General features: G+C 45.0%; 19 protein-coding genes. 3 read left to right on the forward strand and 16 right to left on the reverse strand.

Going from position 1 to position 15,751, the window contains the following annotated elements; genetic code table 11:
* Positions 1 to 91: 91 nt before the first annotated feature.
* From comGG to IGJ12_RS15090, 12 genes are all read right to left on the reverse strand, one after another.
* Complete coding sequence (gene comGG / locus IGJ12_RS15035; protein ID WP_008382038.1) at positions 92 to 463, reverse strand: competence type IV pilus minor pilin ComGG; 372 nt, start codon at positions 461 to 463, stop codon at positions 92 to 94.
* Positions 426 to 851, reverse strand: coding sequence for a competence type IV pilus minor pilin ComGF (gene comGF / locus IGJ12_RS15040; RefSeq protein WP_005233416.1), 426 nt, complete (start codon positions 849 to 851; stop codon positions 426 to 428). Before comGF ends, comGG begins: the two co-directional genes overlap by 38 nt.
* Positions 841 to 1,155: a hypothetical protein gene (locus IGJ12_RS15045; RefSeq protein ID WP_005233415.1), complete on the reverse strand. Its 315-nt coding sequence runs from the start codon at positions 1,153 to 1,155 to the stop codon at positions 841 to 843. The genes comGF and IGJ12_RS15045 overlap by 11 nt, the downstream gene beginning before the upstream one ends.
* Positions 1,136 to 1,600, reverse strand: a complete 465-nt coding sequence (gene comGD / locus IGJ12_RS15050; RefSeq protein WP_005233414.1) for a competence type IV pilus minor pilin ComGD — start codon at positions 1,598 to 1,600, stop codon at positions 1,136 to 1,138. Before comGD ends, IGJ12_RS15045 begins: the two co-directional genes overlap by 20 nt.
* Positions 1,584 to 1,889, reverse strand: a complete 306-nt coding sequence (gene comGC, locus IGJ12_RS15055) for a competence type IV pilus major pilin ComGC (protein ID WP_005233413.1) — start codon at positions 1,887 to 1,889, stop codon at positions 1,584 to 1,586. Before comGC ends, comGD begins: the two co-directional genes overlap by 17 nt.
* Positions 1,886 to 2,914 carry a competence type IV pilus assembly protein ComGB gene (gene comGB / locus IGJ12_RS15060; RefSeq protein WP_016620014.1) on the reverse strand — a complete coding sequence of 343 codons (1,029 nt, stop codon included), beginning with the start codon at positions 2,912 to 2,914 and terminating at the stop codon, positions 1,886 to 1,888. Before comGB ends, comGC begins: the two co-directional genes overlap by 4 nt.
* A complete protein-coding gene (gene comGA, locus IGJ12_RS15065; RefSeq protein WP_101699432.1) occupies positions 2,868 to 3,830 on the reverse strand; it encodes a competence type IV pilus ATPase ComGA in 963 nt (320 codons plus the stop codon). Before comGA ends, comGB begins: the two co-directional genes overlap by 47 nt.
* 88 nt (positions 3,831 to 3,918) lie before the next feature.
* Positions 3,919 to 4,575 (reverse strand): tRNA (guanosine(46)-N7)-methyltransferase TrmB, encoded by a 657-nt coding sequence (gene trmB / locus IGJ12_RS15070; protein ID WP_005233410.1) that lies wholly within the window; start codon positions 4,573 to 4,575, stop codon positions 3,919 to 3,921.
* Positions 4,576 to 4,632: 57 nt separating this feature from the next.
* Positions 4,633 to 5,412 carry a phosphotransferase family protein gene (locus IGJ12_RS15075; protein WP_005233409.1) on the reverse strand — a complete coding sequence of 260 codons (780 nt, stop codon included), beginning with the start codon at positions 5,410 to 5,412 and terminating at the stop codon, positions 4,633 to 4,635.
* A gap of 104 nt (positions 5,413 to 5,516) precedes the next feature.
* Positions 5,517 to 6,728: an ABC transporter permease gene (locus tag IGJ12_RS15080; RefSeq protein WP_087664548.1), complete on the reverse strand. Its 1,212-nt coding sequence runs from the start codon at positions 6,726 to 6,728 to the stop codon at positions 5,517 to 5,519.
* A complete protein-coding gene (locus IGJ12_RS15085; protein ID WP_005233406.1) occupies positions 6,725 to 7,459 on the reverse strand; it encodes an ABC transporter ATP-binding protein in 735 nt (244 codons plus the stop codon). The genes IGJ12_RS15080 and IGJ12_RS15085 overlap by 4 nt, the downstream gene beginning before the upstream one ends.
* An 84-nt stretch (positions 7,460 to 7,543) precedes the next feature.
* On the reverse strand, positions 7,544 to 8,023 hold the full coding sequence (locus IGJ12_RS15090; protein ID WP_005233404.1) for a hypothetical protein: 480 nt from the start codon (positions 8,021 to 8,023) through the stop codon (positions 7,544 to 7,546).
* Positions 8,024 to 8,234: 211 nt separating this feature from the next.
* Between IGJ12_RS15090 and IGJ12_RS15095 the strand changes: the two genes are divergently transcribed.
* From IGJ12_RS15095 to IGJ12_RS15105, 3 genes are all read left to right on the forward strand, one after another.
* Entirely contained in the window at positions 8,235 to 8,660 is a 426-nt protein-coding gene (locus IGJ12_RS15095; RefSeq protein WP_430619165.1) for an HIT family protein, read from the forward strand.
* Positions 8,661 to 9,035 carry a YtxH domain-containing protein gene (locus tag IGJ12_RS15100; RefSeq protein WP_005227717.1) on the forward strand — a complete coding sequence of 125 codons (375 nt, stop codon included), beginning with the start codon at positions 8,661 to 8,663 and terminating at the stop codon, positions 9,033 to 9,035.
* Positions 9,036 to 9,150: 115 nt separating this feature from the next.
* Positions 9,151 to 10,185: a peptidylprolyl isomerase gene (locus IGJ12_RS15105; protein ID WP_430619166.1), complete on the forward strand. Its 1,035-nt coding sequence runs from the start codon at positions 9,151 to 9,153 to the stop codon at positions 10,183 to 10,185.
* A 169-nt stretch (positions 10,186 to 10,354) separates the two neighbouring features.
* On the opposite strand, the gene IGJ12_RS15110 is transcribed toward IGJ12_RS15105, so the two are convergent.
* The 4 genes from IGJ12_RS15110 to IGJ12_RS15125 all read right to left on the reverse strand — a co-directional run bounded on the left by IGJ12_RS15110 (position 10,355) and on the right by IGJ12_RS15125 (position 15,713).
* Complete coding sequence (locus tag IGJ12_RS15110; protein ID WP_034872173.1) at positions 10,355 to 11,299, reverse strand: 3'-5' exoribonuclease YhaM family protein; 945 nt, start codon at positions 11,297 to 11,299, stop codon at positions 10,355 to 10,357.
* A 16-nt stretch (positions 11,300 to 11,315) separates the two neighbouring features.
* Entirely contained in the window at positions 11,316 to 13,991 is a 2,676-nt protein-coding gene (locus IGJ12_RS15115; protein WP_176257010.1) for an AAA family ATPase, read from the reverse strand.
* Complete coding sequence (locus tag IGJ12_RS15120; RefSeq protein WP_034878261.1) at positions 13,988 to 15,178, reverse strand: metallophosphoesterase family protein; 1,191 nt, start codon at positions 15,176 to 15,178, stop codon at positions 13,988 to 13,990. The genes IGJ12_RS15115 and IGJ12_RS15120 overlap by 4 nt, the downstream gene beginning before the upstream one ends.
* A 193-nt stretch (positions 15,179 to 15,371) precedes the next feature.
* Positions 15,372 to 15,713 (reverse strand): YlbF family regulator, encoded by a 342-nt coding sequence (locus tag IGJ12_RS15125; protein WP_005227708.1) that lies wholly within the window; start codon positions 15,711 to 15,713, stop codon positions 15,372 to 15,374.
* Between the last annotated feature and the right edge of the window lie 38 nt (positions 15,714 to 15,751).

A 15,751-nucleotide genomic window follows, 5' to 3' on the forward strand; every position in this document is an offset into this window, starting at 1 on the left:
CTTTCGTTTAGAATAATTTGTGAAGCTGTAAACATTCTTTTTCTATTTCTGTATGAAAAAGGATGGTCGAAACAACCATCCTTTTCCTGTACTATTCTTCTTGGTCATCTGTGTCTATTTCAGGCTGCTCTTCAGGCAACAAAAAGGTAAAAGTAAATCGCCGACTTTTGACATAGCATTCGATCTGTAAGCTCTGTCCTTGCCGTTCATAAGTCAACTTTCCTACATTATAAAACCGTGTCCCTCGATCTTCCAACTCGTTTTGCAAGAATTCCGCATGGAAAAGTTCACTCATAATACGGGCTTCATAGGTTTCAATGGTTTTTGTATAAAAAAGGGCTGTTGTGCGGCTGTTTTCTAACACCAGCAATAACATCAAGCTCAACAGCTGCACAAACAACAATGCTGTGAGTAAAATACCGCCTTTATGCCGCCTCTTGTGAGTGTATTTTCCATTGTCCAATTTTCTGGTCTCCATTCTCAAAGGAAACGGTAAAGCGGATCGCTGCGCCAATTTTCTCAAAAGACACATCTGCCACTTCTGTCAACAACGGTTGATAGCCATTGTTGTCCCGTTTCCGCAACACGCGGTTGATGCGATCGATCGTTACCGAATTGTTTTGACTGCTTCGCAAATATAGCGTGTTCTCGCTGACTGATAGATAGACACAGGTACTTAATTCCCGTTCCAACTGAAACAAAAAAACATGCCATTCTTGATCTTTGCGAGCCATGATCTGCTGATTGACCGGTGCGAGGTGCTTGACGATCCCGCTGATCATCAATAAGCAGATCGCCAATACCCATAAAGACAACAGACACTCCAACAAAGTAAAGCCTTTACTCTTCATACACAATCTCCCAGAGCTGTTCGCCACTTTGGATGCGTGCCTGTTGATGCTGCGCTGCTTGCCAAAAGCGAACTTGATAGACCGTCTGACGCTGCGTCGTGTAGGTAATGGTTGACGCATCAAAGGAGTGGTTCTGGACTTCTTCATACAGCACCCGCAGCATTTGGGCTTTTTCCTGCAATGCCGCACTTTGCGTCAGTGAAGCGGTCTGCATCGCTAAAAACAATAACACACAGGTTGCCAACACCCCAAAGCCAATCAGGCTTTCTGCTAAGATGAACCCGCTATTCAACGATTTTTTCATAGCGTCCGCTCCCAAATAAAAACTTATAGCTGATGGTTTGCTTTTTCTCCTGCCAATAGAAAACGATCCTTCGCAGACTGCTATTGTTGCCGGACTGACTACTAAAAAGAATATCGGGAAACGCCTGCATCGCTAGTTGAGGAGGGACTTCGATCTTGGTGACCGGCTCAGTTGCAGCGCCATAAAATGAAACAGTTGGCGTTGGCGCTGCTTGATAAACGGCTCGGGTTTGTGTGTTATCGATGATGGCCGATTGCTGTATGGTATAGAGGCCTTTTTCTAAGCGTGCACAAAAGCCTAAGACTTCAGCAGATCGTTGATAGTACTCGATGGCCACGACGGGAAAAAAGAGAAACATACTACTGACCATGAGGACCAAAAGGCTTTCTATTAAAGTAAAACCAGCAAAAGAGCAACGTCGACAGCCCTTAGTCCCCTTGCTCATAAATCGCATATTGCTCCTCAGATACATACCCTTCAGCGATCAATTCTTCTCTCGAGGGCTCCCGATTTTCATTCAGACGAAAGAGTTCGATCTGGGTTTCCACCACTTTCACGATGGCCGCATTTCCTTTCTCATCAATGATTCCTCTTTGCTTGGCAAGATTTGGGACAAACAACAAAACCAAAATACTGATCACTAATAAAACAACCAACATTTCAACCAATGTAAAGCCTTTTTTGACACGCCAAATCCCCTGCTTGCGAGAAGATGCGACTTTCTTTTCTATCATTCGATCACTCCTTGGATATTTCCATAGATTGGTAAAAACATAGCGGCATAGATCCCAACGATCATTAAAGCAACCAACAAAAAAATCAGAGGCTGAACCCAGTGAATAGCTTTTTCGATTCGTTGAAACAAGCGATCCATCAATAATTGACTGTATAAAAAAAGCTCTTCTCCTAACTTTCCCCGTACTTCTCCTTGAAAGACGATCAAAGAAAATTCTGGTGTGAGAAACGAGAAATGACGAAGTTTTTCTGGGAGTTCTCCGCCAAGTGTCAAGGTCACTCGCAACTCTCGCGCTAATTCTTGGATCAAGGTAGCTTTATTGGTGTGCTCCATACACTCAATGATCTGTTGGATATCTAACCCTTGCTGAAACAACTTGCCCCATTCCAATGCGAAAAAACTCGTGTGATAACTCGTGTACAATGCTCCGAACAATGGCAGGTGGCTGAAGAATACAGCTTTTTGCAAGGCAGTGCGGCGGGCAAATACCCAGCGGCTGATCACAAAAAGCAGCACACTTACCAACAAGAAGAGGATAAGTACTGCTGGTGCCCAAGTGATGGCGCGAATGCCCCAATGACCTTCGTCGATCATGCCAGAGGCTAACAATTGAGGCATTAAAAAGCGATGCATGCCAAAGAGAGCCGCCACTAAAAAGACCAGTAGCAAAAGCGGATAGGCCGCTACTTTGTACAGCAGCTGTTTTTGCTTGTTGACCAATTTGTGGTAGTCGACCATCCGCCGCAAGGTCGTCGTGAGATTCCCATGACTTTCTGCTAAATAAAGCTGACTTTTTTCGGTAGCCGATAAAGACAACGGCGCTACTGCTGCTGCCAAGCTTTGCCCTTGGGCAAGATGGGCAATCAGCTGTTCGATCACAGGTTCAGAAAACTGGCGACTGCGCAGCAACACTTGGAGGCTTTCTTGTAGGGAAAAGCCACTCTCCAATAACACCGTGAAGGTGACCAAGAGGGCTTCAGTTGCACGGCGTGGTAGCTGGGGCTTCTTTTTCATAAACTTCATCGGTGATCCACCCACTTTCTTTCACTCGTTTTAATACGTGCTGCCACTGTTTTTCCACTTGCCCCTCATAAAAGTGATACGCCAGCAATCCATGGGGTTCGTTGACTTCATTCGGCAACAATCGCTGATAAATGATCCCTTGCAACGCGTGCGCCAGAAGATCGTCTGCCCCTAGCAATTCCAGCAGCCGTGTCTTGGTTTCTGCTACGCCTCGTGCATGGATCGTGGCAAATACTCGATGACCTGTCAGAGCGGCTCGTACAGCGGCTTGCGCCGTCTCTTTGTTACGGATCTCACCAATCAAAAGCAGGTCCGGACGATGCCGTAAAGACAAGCGAATCAATTCATCATAGTCTTGTCCGATTTTCAAATTGGTCTGTAGCTGCAAAAAATGCGGCTCTTCAATCTCCACAGGATCTTCGATGGTAATGACTTGTCCCTTGGTTGCCCGTGCTAATTGATACATGAGGGTCGATTTTCCTGAGCCAGTGGGACCAGAAAATAAATATAGGCCTCTTTGTTTGGTTGTCTGTTGGATCTGCTGGACGTCTTCTGCAAAAAAATAGCGCAGATGCTCCTTGTTCAAAGGATAAAGAAACCGCATCACGAGACTTTCACGCCCTTGATAATCACCCACCGTTGAGACGCGCAACCGCTGTAGCTGATCGCCTAACAGATAGCTGACTGCGCCTAACTGAGCTTTGCGCCGTTCTCCCACCTCCATTCCTCCTAAAAATTTGAAGCGGGTGATCAGCTGCTGAGCTTCTTCGTTGGTCAGTACTTGATAGGTCTTTCTGAGATAGCTTTTACTGAAAATCACCTCCATCTGTGTACCGCTAGGCAAAATGGTCAGATCCTGCATGTGTTCTTGTCTCCCATAATGAATCAACTCGTCTGAGAATGCTTGAATATCCACGACTTATCCCTCCTAAAAAGAAATACGCAAACGCTTTGAGAATAGAAAAAAAAGATGAAGCAAATTTGCTTCATCTTTCATCATTCGTTTATTTCTGTGGTTCTTTTGCCACAAATTGGGCTTCCACCCGATAGATCCGCTGCCCGCGGCTTGAGAATTTTTCTTCATATTCCGTCATGATATTGTTCTCAAAGGAACTGTTATGCAAGTCCAACCAAACTTGTTTGATAATCATGCCGTATTGAGAAAAGCTCGCTAAGGAATACTCAAACAATCCTTGGTTATCCGTTTTGAAATGGATCTCGCCGTTGGGACGTAAAATCTGCTCGTCGACTGCTAAAAAGGCTTTGGAAGTCAAACGGCGCTTCTCATGCTTCTTCTTAGGCCATGGATCAGAAAAATTCAAATAGATCTGGTCTACTTCATTGTCTGCAAAATAGTTGGTCAATGCGGAACCATCGACATGCAGCAGTTGCAAGTTCGGGATCTCCTGCTCGATCATTTTATCTAATGCGATCGAAACGACACTAATCTGCATTTCCACACCAATATAATTGATCTCGGGATGAGCTTTCGCCATTTCCGTAATAAATTGGCCTTTTCCCATTCCAATTTCGATATGCAGCGGGTGATCATTGCCAAAGCGTTCATGCCAACGCCCTTTCCATTCAGTAGGCTCTGCCACAACGTATTCTGGATGAGCGTCAATCAGCTCTTTTGCACCTGCACGTTTTCTTACTCTCATGTTTCTTCCTTTCCGAAAAAACAAGATGGAACCAAATTGCCTCGCTCCATCTTCTCTTCATTCGCTATAAATTCGTTTTAATTGTAAAATCTCTGCATTCATGGCTTTGTAATCGCCTCGCAGATAATATTTTTTGACCTCTTGCAGCATACTCAACAATGCGTACCAATAAATCTTTTCGATCACTTCGCTGCTGCTGTGGATACCATAGCGCACGAGCCAATGAGACCAGCCAGATAATGGCACATAGTGACCTAAAATAGTGCCGATATCGATTGCCGGATCTGCAAACATCACGGAATCCCAATCGACTAAATACAAATAGTTTTGACAAACTAGCCAATTTCGATAATTGACATCGCCATGGACGACCGCGGCTTTCTGCTCGTCAAAAGCTGGAATATTGGTTTTTAAATACTCGGTGACCAAATGAATAAAACGGTTTTGGGCGACCGCAGAAGGCAGCTGATCCTGATAATCCATCAGCATCTGTTCAGGCGATCTGACTTGTCCGCCGATTTTGCTTAGCATCTGTGCCAACGTTTTTGAATGATGCAAGTGATACAACACATCAATGACATCATTTCTTTGGCCGATTTCATCGGGATCTAAGACCCGTCCATCCAGCCATTCTTGTGCGGAGAGCGTATCCCCATTTCCCGTCCGTTTCGTCCAGACGAGTTTGGGTGCAATGCCCTCTTTAGAGAGTGCCGCAAGCATCGGGGTCGTATTTCGTTTGATAAAGACTTTGTCGTTGTCCTTGAGCCCGATATAGGCTTTCCCGGTGTCGCCTTTGATTGGCCGCATACGCCAATCTTGATCCAAGCGAATATCCATCCTAGCTTCTCTCCTTATTTCGCAGTACCTCTTATTCTAGCTTCCTAATGGGTCGCCGTCAAGCGCATATGCGTTCGCTTTTTGTAAGAGAGGCCACTTGTGGATCAGGCGTGCATTTTCTTTAATCGCCCTGGCAAGTAGATGCCTAAAAAAAGACCCGCAAACCCTAAGAAGCCAAGAAACGCGATACCGCCTTGCCAAACAAAAGGCAAGCGCAAGCAACAGATCACGCCGAAAAGAACTGCGGTCACCAGTAAGAGTGCCCCAAGAATTTTTTTGATCGCTGCGGCTTTTTGTTTTTCTGGCACGGGATACAGATGTGTCAAAACCATGTATTGAAACTCATTGATCAAAGGAATCAGTTGGAAACCGATCAGATAAAGAAACAAGCAGCCGATCAGCAGACTGATCCAAAGCTCATCGACAAAGAATAAGACGAACCCACCAATCAAAGTCAAACGGACATAAAGCCCGCCATATTGCCCCCCACGGATCACTCGGCGCAAGTAAAGATAGAGGTACGTATTGCTGTGCACTGGTTTGATCTTTGCCAGCAGCCAGTCGAGGTATTTGCGCCGTTTGGCTTCCGTCGTGATTTGGGGAACATCTGTAAATAAGTTGATAAACCGATAGATACGCATTAAGCGCGACTGTTCGGCTTGGATCATATAGTCCCAATCCAAAAGCTGGCTATTGGCTTTCAGTCCAAAGAGGAACCAGATTGCTTGGAAGATGCTGATCCCCAACCCTAGCCAAGGTGCTACATAAATACTGGCAAGTGTGGCAGCTAACGCACTTGCGAACCAGATGCCTCGCTGCTGTTTGACTTGCTGCTGAGTTTCTTGATACAAACGAATCCGTTGTAGTGAAAGATCCCCCAGTTTTAAGAGCCACATCATCCCTAAAAAGTATGGGAATGAGGCAAAGGTGCTGTTTGCTGTGACCACGACCAAAGGCATCGTTGCCCCTACGGTTAAAAATAAAACCCCAAAGGGCAGCCAGAGGGAATAACGTAACGCTTGGCTGAGATAACTTGTCATTTGTCCTTCTTTGGCTAACAGAAAAATCAAATCTGCCGGTTTCGTCAGTGTCGCTAAGCGTCCCAGCGGTAAAACAAAGAGCCAAACAGCGACCACGATGATGCCGCCTAATGGAAACGGCCGCGGCAATGTTTTTAGCAATTCAGAATAATAGAGCCCCAGACCTCCGACTAAGAAGGTGCTGATCAAAGCAAAATGATCATTGAAGACATAGCGCAAATAGCGTGTCATCTGTTTTTGATGCCGCTGTAAGCGTTGCGAGAAAAACTGCTTCATGCTTGACTCTCCTTTGTCAGTGCGAGGTACAGATCATCAAGGGAGGCTTCTGGTGCTTGAAATTGGCTTCTTAGTTCCGCCAATGTCCCTTGTGCGCGGATCTCACCGTTATGCAAGAGGATGAATTTGTCACAATACTTCTCTGCGGTTGCTAAAATGTGGGTGGACATCAAAATAGATGCCCCGGTTTGTTTCATCTCATTCATCAGTTCCAATAACGCATTGATCGCTAAAGGATCTAATCCTAGAAAGGGTTCATCAATGATGTAGACACTCGGCTCAATCAAAAAGGCACACAGTACCATAACTTTTTGTTTCATCCCTTTTGAAAAGTTTGCCGGGAACCAATCGAGTTTGTTTTCTAAGCGAAAGGTTTTTAGCAGGCGTTCTGCTCGCTTCATGGCTTCTTCTTGTGGAAGATCGTAGGCCATCGCCGTCACTTCAATGTGCTCTCTTAAGGTCAATTCTTCATATAAAGAAGGGGTTTCGGGGATATACCCGATTTGTTTGCGGTATTGCTCTGGGTTTTCTTTAAGGGTCAAGCCATCGATCGTGATGGTGCCGCTATGAGGTTGCAGTAAACCGATGATTTCTTTGATCGTCGTACTCTTCCCTGCCCCGTTCAAGCCGATCAAGCCAACGAGCTCCCCATCGCCGATCGTAAAATCAATATTTTTTAAGACTGGCAGCTGATTGTAGCCGCCTGTCACGTTTGCTACTTGTAAAGTCATTTTTTCCCTCCGATTCGCCTGATTATGGCTCTTTGTCAACGTAGGCTCTTTTTGTTCAATTCAGTCAGCTGGCAAAACAGTTGTTTATTTTTCTTTATTCGTGACTTGCAGGATAAATTCATTTTCTCCCACTGTAATGATTTCTTGCGCTAGTTCTTGGCTGCCAAAGCGCTCTTGCCACGTTTGTGCTTCGCTGGCTGGAAAGACGACCATTTGGATGGCACCAGCGGCAAGACGGGTGGTAAAGGCTTGGACAGCGGCTGGTTCGGCATAAGAAACCAGGCTGATCCGCAGCTCTTCTTTTTGATACCCTTGATCTATTGCCCATGCTTCAACGGCTGCTTCCAATTCACTTTGCACCGCAGGGTCCATTGCTGTTTCAGTGACAATGGCGGCATTGACTACTTCTTCTTGCGGACGTGTCAGAGAATAAGTGATTGAACCAGCAAACACCACAAACAGCGTGATCGCGATCAACCACTCTTTATAGGCATAGGCTAAGTAGCGAAGCTTCGCTGAAGTCGTTGTTTTTTTCTGTAAGGTTTCTTTAATGATCGGTTTCATAGGTTCCTTCTTTCCAAATGATTTCTGATATTAAGTCTAGGGTTGTTGGAATCTAAATGCAAGCGTTTCTCGCTTGCTTTTCGCATTTCTTTAAAAAAGCGCCTTTGTTGAAGGAACAGTTGCCTTGTTCCGACTTTTTCAAAGAGGAAACCAGACGAAAAAAAGCAAAATATGGTAAAGTAGAGGTAATAGATCAAGGAGGTTTTTTACAATGGAAAATTGTATTTTTTGTAAAATCAATAATCGTGAGATTCCTAGCTACAAAGTCTACGAGGATGAGCAAGTCTATGCCTTTTTAGATATTTCCCAAGTCACCCCTGGTCATACATTGGTCATTCCCAAAACGCATGTGACGGATATTTTCGAGTACGATGAAACGTTGGCAGCAGCGGTTTTTGCCCGTATCCCTAAGATTGCTCGGGCGATCGAAAAAGCATTCCCTGAGATCGAAGGCTTAAATATCATCAACAACAATAAAGAATTGGCGTACCAATCCGTCTTCCATTCCCATGTCCATTTGATTCCTCGCTACAGCAAAGACGATGATTTCAAGATCCATTTTGGCAATCATGCAGAGAATTACACGGGGCAAGAGCTGGCGGCAATCGCCGAAAAAATTGGAAAGCAGGTGAACTAAATGATCGGTAATTTTCTTAAAGGACTTTTGTTCGGTTCCATCGCCGGCGGCTTAGGCGGTTTGCTTTTTGCACCAAAAAGCGGCAATGAAACCCGTGAAGAATTGATTCGCTATTTAGATGACACGACAGAAGCGACCTTAGAATTCAATGACAGTGTCAAACAGCTCAAAGATGCTGTGATGGTAACCCGCAAAACGATCGACGAAACGATCCCAGTTGTGACCGAATCTTTCACGAAAGATTTGGAAGCCTTCAAATTCCAAGCACAACCGCGCCTTGCTCGGATAAAAACCCAAATGGAACAATTGAATCAGCACATCACGACGATTCAAGCCCAAAGCGCCGAGGATGACAAACAAATCGAAAATTTGTAGTTTTTATGAATTTTGTTTGAAACATCCGCTGTTTTCTTTCCAACCATTTCTAGAAGTGGTATAGTAGGTGCAGTGATTATTATGAATCTTTTTAGAATTAGGAGTGCTTAAACGAATGAAGAAAAAATTAATTTTAGTAGCAGTCAGTGCAATGAGTCTTTTTGCATTAGCGGCTTGTGGTAACTCAAGTGAGGAAATCGCAACAATGAAGGGCGGTAAAATCACTGTTCAAGATTTTTATGACAAAGCAAAAACAAGTTCAGAAAATCAACAAGCGTTGCGTCAAATGATCGTCTTAAAAGTGTTTGATGAAAAATACGGTGATGACGTAACAGAAGAAATGATCGACGAACAATTCAATAATGTGGCTGAACAATATGGCGGCAGTGATTCCTTTGAATCAACATTGACTGCCTCTGGTTATACGGTGAAATCTTACCGTGCAGAATTGAAACAACAACTTGCGTTACGTGAAGGCTTAAAAGCCAACATGGATATCACTGATGAAGACATGAAAACTGCTTGGGATTCTTTCCACCCTGAAGTAGAAGCACAAATCATCAAAGTAGCAAGTGAAGATGATGCCAAAGACGTCTTAGAAGAAGCGAAAAAAGATGATGCAGACTTTGGCGAAATCGCTAAAGAAAAATCAACGGATGCGGCAACAAAAGAAGATGGCGGAACGATCAAATTCGATTCTACTTCATCAGCTGTACCAAGTGAAGTAAAAACAGCCGCTTTTGATTTAAAAGATGGTGAAATCTCTGAAGTGATCTCTGCAACCAACACGTCAACTTACACGACGGAATACTATATCGTGAAAATGGTGAAAAACCAAGACAAAGGCAATGATATGGATAAATACAAAGATGAATTGACTGAAATTGCTCAAAACACTTTGTTGAATGATTCAACCTTTATGGCAGCAACGATCGGTCAAGAATTGCAAGCAGCTAATGTGAAAATGAAAGACTCTGACTTAGCAGACTTGCTTTCTGATTACATCACAGCGGCCGAAACAGAAGATTCAACTGCTGACTCTTCTGCTACCGATGCAACGGACAGCTCAGCGGCAGATTCTTCTGCTACTGATGCAACCGATGATTCTACTGCAACGAGTGAGAGTGCTACAGATTCTTCTGCTGAATAAACGAAAAAAGAAGTGCCGTCGTAGCGGCGCTTCTTTTTTTATGCTAATTAGGTTAATATTGCCGATTCAGCTACTTTTTCCAACATCTGAAAAACCACGCTAAGCAAGCCTAGCGTGGTTTTTGTTCTTTCCGTCATTCACTTTGGTTGATCGTGCTACAAGGTCACCGCTACACTTCTTTCGGTACATAAAAACTCCGATTGTCCATGCCAAAAATTCGGTCTGTGTATTGACCAGGTTCCGTTAAACGAATCGACGTCAGCATCATTTGCATGGAAGCATCCAAATTATCGATTTGATGGAGGATCTCCGCTTCCATTATGCGGGGGCGAACAGGTGACCCATATTCTAATAAGCCATGGTGGGCTAAAACCATATGCCGCAAAACAACGATATCTTCTTCTTTGTCATCAAATTTCAAAGCCATACAGGCTTGCGTGATTTCTTCATCCACTAAGACCAAATGCCCTACTAGATTCCCCGCCAAGGTATACTCTGTCGTCATCGGACCTGTCAACTCGATCACTTTTCCTAAATCATGCAAAATGATACCCGCATACAGTAGTGAAGCATTCAATTCAGGGTACTCTTTGACGATTGCTTTTCCTAACCGCAGCATAGTGGTCGTATGATACGCCAATCCACTGGCGAAGGCATGGTGATTGCGCTTCGCAGCTGGAAAGTCAAAGAATTCCTTTTTATACTTGTTCAGTAAGAAACGGACGATTCGATTCCAGTGAGGATTCGTGATCTCAAACAAGGTTTGACTGATTTCTTCTTCCATCTCTTCTTTTCGCAAGGGTGCTTTTTCCATGTATTGGCTTGGTTCATGGGGCTCTTCCGGTTTCGCTAAACGCAAATGCATGATTTTGACTTGCGGATTGCCTTGGTAGACCTCCCGTTTTCCATCTAGCAGTACTACTTTCCCGGGTTCAAAACGGGCGATTTCTTCATCTGATGCATCCCAGAACTTTCCGTCGATCGTGCCGGATGTATCTTGAAAGGTGAAGGCAATAAATTTTTTGCCGTTTTTCGCGATCCGCACATCGGCATTCTTGATCAGCAAGAAAAGTTGAAACGTTTCATCAACAGTTAATTCACGAATTTTTTTCATGGGCTTATTTGGCCGATCAGCCAAATCTTTCACTTCCTTTACTCAGATCCTGGATAGGCTGCTGGTACTTCTGATAATAGCTTACCATTTCTTGGTCAGAAGACAAACAAATTACTTGATAACTTTGCCCAAACTCTTTTAACAGTGCGGCAAACCGTTCCTTACGAACACTATCATAATGCAGCCAACCATCATCAATAATGATTGGACACAATGGGTGATTTTTTTGCAGTGCTAGATAACCGAAGCGTAACGCCATGATTAACTGATCCTTCGTGCCTGTGGACAGGTCGATGATCGAAAACGTCTCGCTGGCATTTGCCGCTACCAACAAGCCATTTTCCAAAAGAATCTTTTGATAACGTCCGTTTGATAGCTGTTCAAAATAGGTTGAAGCAGCCGACAATAGCTGCGGCAATTGCTGTTCTGACAACTCGGTCGTGACATCCGTTAAAATCGAAGCCGCCAACTGACGACTCCCCCATGCCACAGCAAGTTCTTCAATGACCGCCTTTAGCTCACTTTCTTCTTGATAAAGCTGATTCAAGGTGCCATTTTTTTGACTAGCTGCTGCTTCTAATTCCAAACGCTGTTTTTGCTCCGTCAACTGCTGTATTTGTGCCTGAAGCTGTGTTTGCTGCTGCTTGATCTGGTCTTTTTGCTGCAGCAATTCTGCTTGCGTCACTGGTTTAGGATAAATCGGTGTTAACATCACCGCCAATTCTTCTGCTCGCTGCTGCGTGCGTTGCGCCGCTTCCCATTGCTTCAACCAGAGGCTGATTTCTGCAGGGTGATCTAAGCCTTGTTGCTGTAAGAGATCACTGGCCTGGGAAAGCAGCTGGTCGCGTTCATTGCGGGTGCGGGTCAACTGTTGGGCCAGCAGCGTGCTAGGTTGTTGCAGTCGTGAAAGCTTGATTGTTTGCATCTCTTCATTAAACCTCTGCAAGATCGCTGCTTTTTCTAACAAGGTTTTGTTTTGCAACGGCAGCCACTCAGCATAAGGTCGGAACTGCTCGTCAAAGGGTGCCAGTTCTTCTGCGACGGCTTGCCGTTCTTGATAGGCTTGTTTGCGCTGCTGTGAGTAGGCTTGATAGCTAGCAACATCTTCATCATAGGCTAATAAATACGACTGCCAGCTTTCCACCGGCAAATTACCAAAAAAGGGTGTCAGGGCTTGGTGGGCACGATCGATCTGCTGCTGCTTTTGCTGCTGTTCATTTCCCAGCTGCGCCAACTCTTCTCCCAGCAGATCCAGCTGCATGAGAACCGTCTGCCATTCCTGTTTGATGCCTTGCTGTTTGTTTGGCGCTGCTTTCATCAACGGCAAAACACTGCCAATGATCGCTGCGATCCCTACACCTAGAGCAAGCCAGCGCCACGGACTCGGCAAAAAGATACCGATCACTACTAGCAGCCCACCGACGATCCCTAGCGGCCATAGCGGGCGAGAAACCGGCTTGCGGCCAATCAATTGAGGATGCTGCTGTTCTAAGCGAGCTGCGGTGGCTTGCAAAGGCTGCGCTTTTTCTTCTAAACGCATCATGCGCTTTTCGAGCTCTTCTAACTGCACACGTTCTTGTAGTAAACGTGTGGTTTGTTCATGGATCGAAGCCGTTACTAGCGGCGGCGATTCTCTGCTCCATTGGCGCTTTTCGACCAAGCGATTCAGCTCCGTGATGGCGACGGCTTCTTGATGATTGGCCGCTGCTTCACGATCTGCCAAACGCGCCATCGTCACTTGCTGCTGCAGCAAGTGATTGATTTGGTGCTCGTGATCAAGGTAAAAGAAATACTTATCTGATTCTTTTCCTTGCTCCAACTGATCTAATTCAGCTTCTTTTTTGCGAATTTCTTCCGTCAGCTGCTGATACTGCTGATAAAACTGTTTGATGGCTTGGACTTGCTGAGGATCGGCTAACGTATCTGCTGGTGCCATTTGCTGCCACTCTTCATAAAGCCCCCAATGACTCAGCTGCTGCTGATTTTCCTGATAGGCTTCATTCAATGCTTGAAACTGGTGTCGCAAGTCTTGGATCTGTTCTTGCAACTGGGCGATCTGCTGATACTGCTGTTGGATGCGGCTTTCTTCGCTTTCTTTTTCCGCAATCGTTTTTTGCAGTTTTTCTAATTGTTTTAACGCCTGATTCAAAGGCAGCTTTTGCCCCCGTGGCTTGTATTGCTGCTGATTGATGGTTTCATATTGTGCCACTTGCTGCAGCATTTTTTGACTGCCGCTGATTCCCAGAGAAATCAACGCTTGGTGCAGCTCATTTTCTTCTAGCTTATCGATCTGGGTCAATTGCTCTTGCTGAAAGGTAAAGACATCGAAGAACAATGCTCGATTGAGGGGCTGCAGGTGTTGTGCCAGCCATTGCTCATCGACCGTCTGACCAGCGACATGGACTTTGGCACGACCGCGGTCTACATGCCGATAGCGTTCCACGATCACTTCGCCGAAGGGTTCCAGCGCCAACCATAACTTGCCACCGTAAGCTGCACCGTTTTTGGGGGTATAGTCTTTTTTCTTGGCTGTCTTTTTCGGAAAGCCAAATAAGATGGCGGCAATAAATTGATACAACGTCGATTTTCCGATCTCGTTGTGCCCAAAGAGCAGCTGATTTTGCGGATGAAAGGCAAAGCTTTGTTCATGGTATTTCCCAAAACCGGTAATCTCTGCTTTTAAAATTCTCATGACTGCTCCTCCCATTGAAAGTCGTCTTTCAACAATTGCTTGGCTTGCTGCAAGACTTCTTCTTGAAATGATTCATGGGTGATCCCCCGCTGGATCAGCGGATGCTGCAATAGATCGGACAGTCGGTCCGCAAAGATCTCTGGTGACTCATACATCGCTAAAAACTGCAGCATATAGTCTTGTGGTACCGCCAATGCGATCTTGTCTTCATTGGCTTGCTCGACTTCAAGGGCATAGATTACTTGCAGCGGCTCTGTTTGTGCCAACCGTTCATTGAGGTAGGTCAGCCATTCATTTTTTTCCGCAGCTGGAAACCAATCTGGCGGCAGCTGCTGCACATCGGTCAACACCAGATGCAGCAAGCGCGAACGAGGACTTTTTAAGCGCTCGATGATCGCTGGCAATACGGCATTCGAGGCGGTCACATCCGCTAAGGAGACCACTTGCTTTTGCCAAGCGATTTCCGCGATCTCCAAGCGCTCGATTGTTGGTCCTTGTGGCGATAATTCTGCCAAAATCACCCCAGTCGCCTGCTCTTTCTTGGTCTTTCCTTGAGGCGTACCGGGATAGAGGATCGGTGGTTGCTCTGAGAGCGTCTTAGGTACATGGATGTGCCCCAAGCCCCAATAATCATAGCCTTTTTGCTTCATTTCACTGATTGAAAAGGGGGCATACCGTTCACCGGCTTGATCCCCGTGGTAAAGCCCAATATGGTAATCCACCGCTGCTCTTGCGGGAAATTCTGTTACTTTATTTTCAGCGATCCAAAGATGTTGGTAGCTAAATCCACTGATTGCATAGGTTTCACCGTTTTTCGTTGTTCCTTGTACCGTTTGAACTTCTTCCGATGAAAAGAGAATGACGTTTTCTGGAAAAGCAAACCAATACCGTTGCGGATCATAATAATCATGGTTGCCGAAAATCATATAGACTGGGATCTCTGCTTCTCCCAGTCGTTGCAGTTGGGCAAAAAAGTCATGCTGCACTTTTAGACTCGGCCGTGCTTGATGGAATGTATCCCCAGCCAGCAAAACAAAATCGACCGCTTTTTCTAAAGCAACATCCACCAAATTACGGATGATTTTTTGATTGATAGCAGGGAGTTGGGTCTTCACTTTTTCAGATAACAGATGGACCCCTTCAAATGACCGGTCGATATGCAGGTCTGCACTATGTAAAAATCGCATTTCTTTCTCCCTCCTTAATGCTTCTATCATAACATTTATCAGTCATTCCGTCAGCAAAATACGAAAATTTGTTCGCCTTTTTCATAAAAAAAACCAAAGAAGCGCTTTTGAAACTTCTTTGGAAACGACTCTTGCAGTTGCAGCCGATTTCTCTGAAGTTTCACTTGCTTCTTTGGTCTTTGTTTGTTGGCGATTACGCTTCGTATAGATCTCTTACAGGACCCATGATGATGCGGTTCAAGTCATTGGCCACTAAACTGAAGGCTTGCTCTTTTTGCATCAAGTCAGAAACGATGCCGTCTTGTTGAATTTTTTGCGATAATTCTTGGGCTTTTTGCGCTTCTTCTTCCGTCATTTCTTCGCCAGCCATCATTTTTTGTTGCAGGCTTTGTTGCAACTCTTGAAACTCTTTGAATAACGCGTACGCTTCTTCATTTGCTTTCAAACGGTCGAAAGAACCTTTCAGATCTTGAAATTGTTCTGACTCCCGTAATTCACGTTCTAATTGGTTTGCTGTATCATAAATATTTGCCATTTTGACGCCTCCTCTTTTTTTCTAGTATACCATTCTTC

Origin of the sequence: Enterococcus sp. DIV0802b (assembly GCF_050543535.1) — a bacterium.
Lineage (GTDB): Bacteria > Bacillota > Bacilli > Lactobacillales > Enterococcaceae > Enterococcus_D > Enterococcus_D entomosocium.